The following is an 8,435-nucleotide window of genomic DNA, read 5'->3' on the forward strand; positions in this document are numbered from 1 at the left end:
TATCTTTTCTTGTTCCATGACCGCAAAGGTAAGCAAAAAAAATAGTTTTAGCACGCTATCATATCAAGTTCTTTGGTTAGGCAGCGGCATCCGTCCGCCACGGACAATCCCCCTTGGGCCCACATTTGTTCTATATTGTCGTGGATGGCATCCAACTCATCCTTGATACTTCTGATGGCTTTCAAGGTAGACTGAGCCTCCGGCATGATAACCTTATGGAAATAGCTTTCGTTGAGCTTACCATCAATGGCCAGTTCATTGGCACGGTGCATGACTTGGTTGAAGTTGCCGCTGAGCCATGAGAGTTGTTGCTGATACTTGGTGTAGAAGGAAAGCATCGTCGCCATTGCTTCTATCCTCCCTCTTGTCCGTTTGTCGTCAAAGCGGTAGACCGCATCGCGGATCAAGGCGCTTGTGTTGCCATCATAGCTCTGTGCTTTCTTCTGGAAGAGTTGCAGCTCTTCATCGTTAAGTCTGACTTTGCAGACATGGTTTCTGTTGGTGTCGTTCATCTGTTGATGGTGTTAAAGTTGGTGGTTATTGGAAATTGAAATTCACATTGGGCAGCCTTAGAGTTCATGGACTCATCATCCTTCAAGAGATAATCCGGGAGTTGCGACCGAGATTTTATCCCCAGCTCCGCTGGCAAGTGACTTTTATGGTCATACGGCGGCGAATGCCCCGTGTGGCCACAAAAGTACAACTTGCTATTCCCAATTGACTGCCGTAGCAGTATGTTTTGCGATATATATGGCATTATGTCTGTTTTTAGTGATAAATGATGTATTTCCTGCAATTATTGGACGTTCGCGTTCATTCGCAGACTCAGTTTTTTACTGGCTCGAAGTATGCGAAAGATAGATTCTATCTTATCTATCTTAGTTATCCCAGCAATCTAAGGATAAAATCTATCTGCAGATTGCTTAGATAGATCAGATAGATTCTATCTACAGATTGCTCTGATAGATAGGATAGATTCTATCCATGGATAGTTTCTATCTAAGGATTGCTTGGATAGATTCTATCATCTGGTAACCATTGCAATAGTCCTCAACTGTTGCTGATTTCCGAACGCTTTGGATCATTACGATTGTCCGCAGATTCAGGTTTTTACTGGCTCGAACTATGCAATTGCAAAGACTCATCACGTGATTACCGTGCAAAGACTCATCACGTGATTACCGTGCAAAGACTCATCACGTGATTACTGTGCAAAGACTCATCACGTGATTACCGTGCAAAGACTCATCACGTGATTACTGTGCAAAGACTCATCACGTGATTACCGTGCAAAGACTCATCACGTGATTACCGTGCAAAGACTCATCACGTGATTACTGTGCAAAGACTCATCACGTGATAACTGTGCCAAGTCTAAGCACGTGATATCTCTGCCAAGTCTAATCACGTGATAACCGTGCCAAGTCTAATCACGTGATTACTGTGACAAGTCTTATCATCTGATTTCCTATCTACCAAGTCTCCTTACTTACTGCCCAATTATTGCGGTTTGAAAATCGTAAAGTCGACAGTCAACACATCAACATGAGTCGAGGGTCAGCACATGTCGAGGGTCGACATTGGTCGAGGGGCAACACATGTCGAGTGTCGACACTGGTCGAGGGTAAACACATGTCGAGTGTCAACACAAGTCGAGTGTCGACACTGGTCGAGTGTCTACATATCGACCTACGCCATTCATCAACACAACGTCATGACATCAAAGGTTTAGGTTTGTGTCTGACCTCCGCCTGTAGGGTTTTGAGATGTTCCTTGGCCTTGAGGTCATCAATGTTAGCATGACCGCTGTCGGGATAGTCAGTATCGCTGCATCCACCGTCGGTAATCCACTTCAGCAGCTCTTCTTGGAAGAAGTAGAGCTTGTTGCCGCGCTTGTGGAAGGGTATCTTCCGCTTGGAGGTCATCTCGTAGATGGTGGACGGACTCTTGCCGAGCAGCTTGCTGGCCTCTGTCATGCCGATGGGCGTATGCATGGCTGCGCCGGACGTGCCGTTAGCGATGGTTGACAGCAGGGCGATGATAGTGTCGCACTTCTCATGGAGGGATGCCAGTGCGACCGGCATCCCGTCAAAGGTAATGTTCTTCATGGTAGTAGTAGTTTGAGAATTGGATGTTTGGTTTTCCATAGTATCAAAATGTTAGTCTGTTAGAATGATAGTTTTCTATTCTGTTAGTATGTGAGAATATGATAATGTGACAATGTGAGTCTCACTTCAATGAAATCTTGTTCGTCGCATCCCGCTTGAGCGAGCTGACCACGTCTGTATATACCTGAGTGGTTGTCACGTCGCTGTGGGTGAGCAGCTTCGAGATAGTGTAGATGTCCGTGCCGGCCGCCAACTGCAACGTGGCGAAGGTATGGCGGAAGCAGTGGAAGGTGATGTGCTTCGTGATACCTGCCTCCTTGAGCCAACCTTTCAGGTGATAACTCACGATGCCTTGTGTGAAGTCCTTGAAAACCTGGCCTTCACTCCGCTCACCGCACAGTTCTACGGCCTCGTCGCTGACAGGCAAGAAGCTCTCCTTGTGCGTCTTTTTCGAGCGGAAGTGAAGCATCCAGCCGCCATCTGCTGACGGCTCGATATTGTCCCACTTTAGTCGGATGATGTCGCTGATGCGCAGTCCCGTCAGCACTGAGAACAAAGCCGCCCGTCTGAGAACCTCGCTCTTACATGGCATGGCATCGAGGCGCTTCACCTCGTCAAGGGTCAGAAACTCCCTCGGCGTGCTGTCGTTCTCGGCCTTCTCCAGCTTCGTGGCGACGTTCTCCTTGAGCTTGCCGTCATCGAAGGCGATGCGGAGCACAGCCTTGAGCTTGCAAAGACAGTTGTTTGCCGACGATGCCATCATCCGCTTGCCGTTGCGGGCGCACTTCTCCGACATGAGGTAAGTGAGGAACTTCTGGCAGTACTCCACGGTGATGTCATCGAAACAGCAGCTGCCGCCGCAATAGTCCTTGAAGTGCCCGAAGGCAGTCTGCCAGTTGTAGCCGTACTCATTCTCCTGCATCTGCTTCTCGAAATAGTCGAGGAAGCTCTCGCGGCCTTTTGCCCGGTCGAGGAAACCAAACTGCTCGTTGATCACCGACTCCGTGCGGCGGCACTTGATGAGTTCCGCCTTCTTCATCATCGAGCGGTTGTACTCCTGCTGGAACCGCTCCGTGGGGTTGGCATAGATGTATATGCCCAGATACTCGCGCCGTGTCATCCGTCCCGTCCGGGGATGGCGGATAGCAGGGTAATAGTCAAGGTAGAGTGAGACCTTACCCTTTGCCAGCTTCCGCTGGCGCACTGTTACTTTGGTACAAAGATTTGTCATAGTTATTTTTCTTTTTTTATGTTTCAATTTAATGGTCCAAATGATACTTGTATCTTGCCGCCGTCTCCATACGGTTAGGCAAATAGATTGCTAAATCTTATGCAAAGATTTTGCAAACGAGTGCAATGAAAGCGTGCTTTCAAATTGCCGAGTGCAGCTAAATCTTATGCAAAGTTACGACAGGTTGCGTCTGGCTACAACTCCTTACGTGTATTTGACCTCAGAAAAGGCCGATTTTGCTTGTTTTACCCGCTTATTTGCCGTTTTTTCGAAACAATCGGACTCGGATTTGGCCAATAGCAACGCTCCGCTTCTATGGTTCATGACGCGCCCTTGCGCTTCTCTTTGGTTGACGAGCTCTTGTCCTCAGCCTTTCTGCGCTCCGCTTCCCAGTCCTCCTTCAAGTAATAGAGCCGGTTGCCGTTGGCCTTCTTCGTCCTCACATGGTGGGTGTTGGCGAACCGCCTGACCTGTGTCTTGCCGAGTCCGTAGATGCGCATGAGTTCGCCGCAGGTGTACCAGTGCTCATTCAGTGTCCTGCCCAGTCGCTCACGTTCCTCACTGACGGCCTTGTCGACAGCCTCCTTCGGATAGCACGTAGTGCCGAAAGCGTGGATGGACGGAATCTGATACCGCATCCTAAGTGTATAAAGACGACCGTAACTATAGTCGAACTTCGCGCAAATCTCCGCCATAGTATAATGTGTGTCGTGGGTGACACCGACGGGAGCGCGGTCTTTGGCAGCCCGTTTGGACACTCTGCGAGTCTTGGCACCCTCATTCGCCTTTTCCTTGCTGTCCTTTCCCTTACAGTCATGCCCTTTGTCTTTTGAGAAGATCGTCTGTGAGAGCGTCTCCCCAAGTGCCGCCTCTATCATGCTGAGAATCTCCTTCCGTGCGACGACCGTCACGCGCTCCGAGAGTTTGACCGGGTGTAGCTTTCCACGACTGACCATCGTATAGTAAGTCCTCAGACTGATGCCGAGCATCTCCGCCACCTGCCGAGGGCGGTAGAACTCCTGTCGAATGCACACGCCGGCAACGCTGCCGCACGTAGTGTTAAGTTGTGTTTCGTTTTTCTTTCCCATAGTGCTTGTTCTTGTGAATTTATCCGTTTTCAGCATTGTCTGACAATTTTGGTGCAGCGGCGTTGCATTATCTGCTTTAGGGTGCAACATCTTATGCCGCGGCACTTCATAGTCAAGTTCCAAATGCGGTACAAAATTAATCAAAACGGATGGAACCCACAATAGCCATTTAGGAAGACTGCAAACGCTTGTTAACTGATAATCAACCGATTACTTGCAGGCGTTTGCAACCGTTTGCCGACATTAAAGTCCATATGGAAGGACTTTCCGCTTCCGCTTGGGCCGATGCAAAAGAAATTGGCATTGTCGGTCATCTTCACCCTGCCTTCCTTGCCGGTGATGTCGATGCAGACGGGCAGGCCCTGGCGGTCGGTGTAGTAGGTTTTCAGTGGCGTGTCCTCGCTGTGCTTCAGGTGTTCCTTGAAGAAGAGGCAGAGGGCGGCGTCGTTGAGCGTCAGGAAGAGGTCGTAGTCGGGGTTGAACGAGTAGGCGTTGCCAGGAAAGGAGTCCATGAAGAGCTCCAGCTGGTTGTAGGCCGACTTCGATGCAAAGATGCCGCACTCGTAGAGTTTGGTCTCGATGAAGCTGGTCACGGGTGTTAGTTTATCGGCCTTGCAACTCACAAGCAGGTTGAAGTTGGTATAGACGAGCAGCTTACTGTCCTGGGCGAGAACGTCAAGAACGGTCTCGATGTCGGCCTTGGCAATCTTGTTGCTGGGGTCGGGCATGGAGCCGTGGCGCTTGGCTTTGGACTGCAGCTTGCGGAGAAGCTTGCGTTGCTGTGGAATTTGGATGACCTGGTTGTAGATGACACAGTCGGTGTCAGGAATCTCGCTGAGGAAGGCAAGCAGGTCGGTGGCGATGACGTAGCCGTTGACGGCCACGGGCTGGTAGGGCTTGATCAGGGAGGGCAGGTCGATTTCGTCCACATCCACGATGTCGAAGGACTTTACTACCTTGTCGCCCATCTTCAAGCAGTCATCACCGGCCTTGAAGCTCTGCATCGAGAACGGACCGTCCTTGAAGTGGAAGGCCATGAAGCGGTGGAGGTACTCATTGACCTCGTCCTTGGCGAGCTTGCGGTGCCAGATGCCGCGCTCCTTGAGGATGTCCAGGACCTTGCTGACCTTAGTATGGAAGTCGAGCCATGTCTTGGGGTCGTACTTTACGAAGGCGGACTTGACGGTCTCCTGCGTGATAATGAGGTAGGTACGTATCTCGGTATAGGGTCGACCATTGAAGTAGCGGAAGTAGCTGCGCGTGAGGAACTCCATATCGTCGGTGATATCGTGGTGGTAGCTCTGTCGGCACAGCACGTCCTGCTTCTGCAGGGCATAGCCCTCGCCGAGGGTCTGGACGATGTTGTTCAGCACGTCGGTGAAGGCGACATACTGCACGGCATCCGTGGCATACTGCTGCACGGGGTTCTCTATCTCGATGATGACGGAGGGATTGCCGTTCTTCGAGAAGAGGACCGTGTTCAGCAGCTTGCCGGAGCCATCCTTGATGTCCTGGAGCTGGGCGAAGAGACCGTCAAGCGGCTTTTTCTTGTTTGACATGGTAGGTTATGTTTGTAGTAACTGGTTTTCGATTTTCTGTAGTCTATTATATATTTCATTCGCGGCTACCGCTCATACATTTTGTAAAAGAAGTAGATGCCGCGGTGGCGTTTCTTGCTGTGCAGTCCGCTGCGTTGCTTGACGTAAATGGAGATGATTCCCACGGCGGCAAGGCAGACCATGACAATGAAGCCAACAAGCTTGCCGAATAGGATGGAGGACAGCAGGAAGCCGAGGAAGCTTAGGCCGATGGCTCCGGCGGCATAGGTCAGGAACCTGCCGCGGATGCCCATGAACTCCAGTGGCTTTTGGAGTCCCTTGAAGACAGGGATGCCGTTGAAATTGATGTCCATTTTCTCGTAGTTTTATTGTGATATTGTTTTACATTATATATTGTATTTGATAGAGTATTCAGAGTTAAAAGGTGTCCGACTCCGATGTTTCGGTTAGTCGGACTCCTTGTTTAACTGTAGCTTATAACTACTTGAAGAACAAAGGCAAAGCCTCGCTCATTGCAAGGAAAGCTACACAACCGCCAATAGCCAGCATGATGGCTTTTTTCACGTCCTGGTCACCATTCTGCATTTTGAAATAAATACTGAATGCGCCGACGAGGGCAATGACTGCCGCAATGGCCTTCATTAAGTTACTGACGGGGGTCTGGTAACTCGACACCTCGGTGATGGCTTTCTGGAATCCACCGGCTCCCTTGCTCTGGGCGAAGGTCATGACGGCACAGAAAAGGAACATTCCGAGGAAGGCGGCTACACGCTTCACGGGGATTCTCTTGCATGCGCTCATGCAGGAGTTCATGATGGTTTTTGTTGAAATGGTTTGTAACATAAGTTGGTTAAGATTTTTCATTACGTTACAATTTAAAGACCACATGAAAATAGAAGATGAGTGAGTGCCACTCACGTGGCCGTCTGATCCCCTTGCCTCACGGCGCAGCCCTCTTCCGGAAGCAGTCTTATCAATCAATCTTTACTAAATGAAAAGTAACACTCTAAATAACATTTTAAAACCTATTTTTCTTTTGAGAAACTAAACCTAAATATTGAATTGTGGCGGAACCTCACGGTTCGACCGTTCAGATTTTTCTATCGCTTGACGTTCGTCCTCATCAGGGACGCGTTCCGATTCTTTCTTTTCCCATAAATTGTTGATTTGTCTGAGTGCCATTTGGGCATCGTCAGGGGAGACTCGCTTGGCTTCCTTGCTGACTTGTTCGGCAGTCTGGGCTCCTTGCAACTTTGTGTGCTGCTTGGTGTCATCAATCTGAACTTTCAGAATGTCAAAGAATGCGTCGCTATGGAACTCCGGTTGCTTCGGGGGCTTGGGAGGTCTTGACTTCTTTGCAGGGGCAGGAGTGGGCGGAGTCACTTCTTTGGAATTTGCCCCCGATGGAGTTTTCTCTCTTGAGGACTCTTTGCCTACGGCATCCGGCACATCAGGGTAAACTGTATGCTCAGGACCAATGATGCGGACATCTGGGGTGGAGGAGTTGGCTTCGTCCTCTTTTGCGTTTTCTGACGCGGATGGACTGTCATCCTTTGAAGCGGTCATCTCATCGGTCAACATCTCACCACGTCTAAGCTTGACAAGCTCATTAATGCGTTTCTGTGTTTCTGCGTCGGTTGGACGTGGACCAAAGTCTTCTGAAGTCTTACCTTCGAACTTAGCATCGTCTGACCCGAATGGAGTCGCTGAGGGTGGAGAAGGTGGGGCTGATTGCTCTCCATCGGCTTTTCCACTGGACTCTCCATCGGCAATGGGATGTGCAGTGACTATCTCTTCCGGTGTATGAGATGAGGTACTGTGAGCGGTTACAGGCGGTTGCTTGGGTTCGGACTTCTCCACGGTGATAGGCTTGAACTGCCCCGCCTCGTCGGAGATGTCGATCTCTACGTCCTTGGGCTTGGGCATGAACTCCATGGGGTCTTTCTTGATGAAGAGGTCGTGGATGATCATGCCTGTGTAATCCAATACTAAGAGCACAACCAAAATTATTACTATACTGGAGATTGCCATAAGCTACTCTGCAAAAGGTTGGGACTCGTCACGCTCGATGCCGGTGACGCTGTTCTTGCCGAACACCTTGTCTCCGACTTCCTGAACTTTGGGGACGTAGCTCACCGTCAGCTGCTCGCCCTCGGTGATGGCATACTCGTCTATCTCCTTTTGACCGAAGACTTCAAGGAGTATATCCCCATCATCAGTCTTGAGTACAAACTGCTGGGCGGCCCATATGCTGCCCTTCTTGGACGTGCCTGTCTTAACGGGCAGGACTTTCTTGATCGTTCCTGTGGTTTTCATGATTGGTAGTCTGATTATGGCCCAAGGGGGATTGTCCGTGGCGGACGGATGCCGCTGCCTAACCAAAGAACTTGATATGATAGCGTGCTAAAACTATTTTTTTTGCTTACCTTTGCGGTCATGGAACAAGAAA

Annotated in this window: 8 protein-coding genes and 1 pseudogene; all 9 read right to left on the reverse strand. The window is 49.9% G+C overall.

The window, feature by feature from the left end; all coding sequences use genetic code 11:
* Nucleotides 1–47 precede the first annotated feature (47 nt).
* The 9 genes and pseudogenes from NG346_RS14050 to NG346_RS14090 all read right to left on the reverse strand — a co-directional run bounded on the left by NG346_RS14050 (nucleotide 48) and on the right by NG346_RS14090 (nucleotide 8,302).
* A complete protein-coding gene (locus NG346_RS14050; RefSeq protein ID WP_262288892.1) occupies nucleotides 48–512 on the reverse strand; it encodes a hypothetical protein in 465 nt (154 codons plus the stop codon).
* A 1,200-nt stretch (nucleotides 513–1,712) separates the two neighbouring features.
* The gene (locus NG346_RS14055; RefSeq protein ID WP_262281074.1) at nucleotides 1,713–2,108 is read right to left on the reverse strand and encodes a helix-turn-helix domain-containing protein; all 396 of its coding nucleotides are present in this window, start codon (nucleotides 2,106–2,108) and stop codon (nucleotides 1,713–1,715) included.
* 121 nt (nucleotides 2,109–2,229) lie between these two features.
* Nucleotides 2,230–3,339, reverse strand: coding sequence for a tyrosine-type recombinase/integrase (locus NG346_RS14060; protein ID WP_262281073.1), 1,110 nt, complete (start codon nucleotides 3,337–3,339; stop codon nucleotides 2,230–2,232).
* A 320-nt stretch (nucleotides 3,340–3,659) separates the two neighbouring features.
* Nucleotides 3,660–4,517, reverse strand: a complete 858-nt coding sequence (locus tag NG346_RS14065) for a helix-turn-helix transcriptional regulator (RefSeq protein ID WP_396266837.1) — start codon at nucleotides 4,515–4,517, stop codon at nucleotides 3,660–3,662.
* A gap of 134 nt (nucleotides 4,518–4,651) precedes the next feature.
* Nucleotides 4,652–5,986, reverse strand: a pseudogene (locus NG346_RS14070) (ATPase); the annotation flags it as partial.
* A 65-nt stretch (nucleotides 5,987–6,051) separates the two neighbouring features.
* Complete coding sequence (locus tag NG346_RS14075; protein ID WP_262281071.1) at nucleotides 6,052–6,339, reverse strand: DUF4133 domain-containing protein; 288 nt, start codon at nucleotides 6,337–6,339, stop codon at nucleotides 6,052–6,054.
* A 127-nt stretch (nucleotides 6,340–6,466) separates the two neighbouring features.
* Nucleotides 6,467–6,799, reverse strand: a complete 333-nt coding sequence (locus NG346_RS14080) for a DUF4134 domain-containing protein (RefSeq protein WP_262288893.1) — start codon at nucleotides 6,797–6,799, stop codon at nucleotides 6,467–6,469.
* A gap of 237 nt (nucleotides 6,800–7,036) precedes the next feature.
* A complete protein-coding gene (locus NG346_RS14085) occupies nucleotides 7,037–7,984 on the reverse strand; it encodes a hypothetical protein (RefSeq protein ID WP_262281070.1) in 948 nt (315 codons plus the stop codon).
* 36 nt (nucleotides 7,985–8,020) lie between these two features.
* Nucleotides 8,021–8,302, reverse strand: a complete 282-nt coding sequence (locus NG346_RS14090) for a DUF3127 domain-containing protein (RefSeq protein WP_262281069.1) — start codon at nucleotides 8,300–8,302, stop codon at nucleotides 8,021–8,023.
* Nucleotides 8,303–8,435 lie beyond the last annotated feature (133 nt).

Source organism: Hallella absiana (assembly GCF_025457485.1).
Lineage (GTDB): Bacteria > Bacteroidota > Bacteroidia > Bacteroidales > Bacteroidaceae > Prevotella > Prevotella absiana.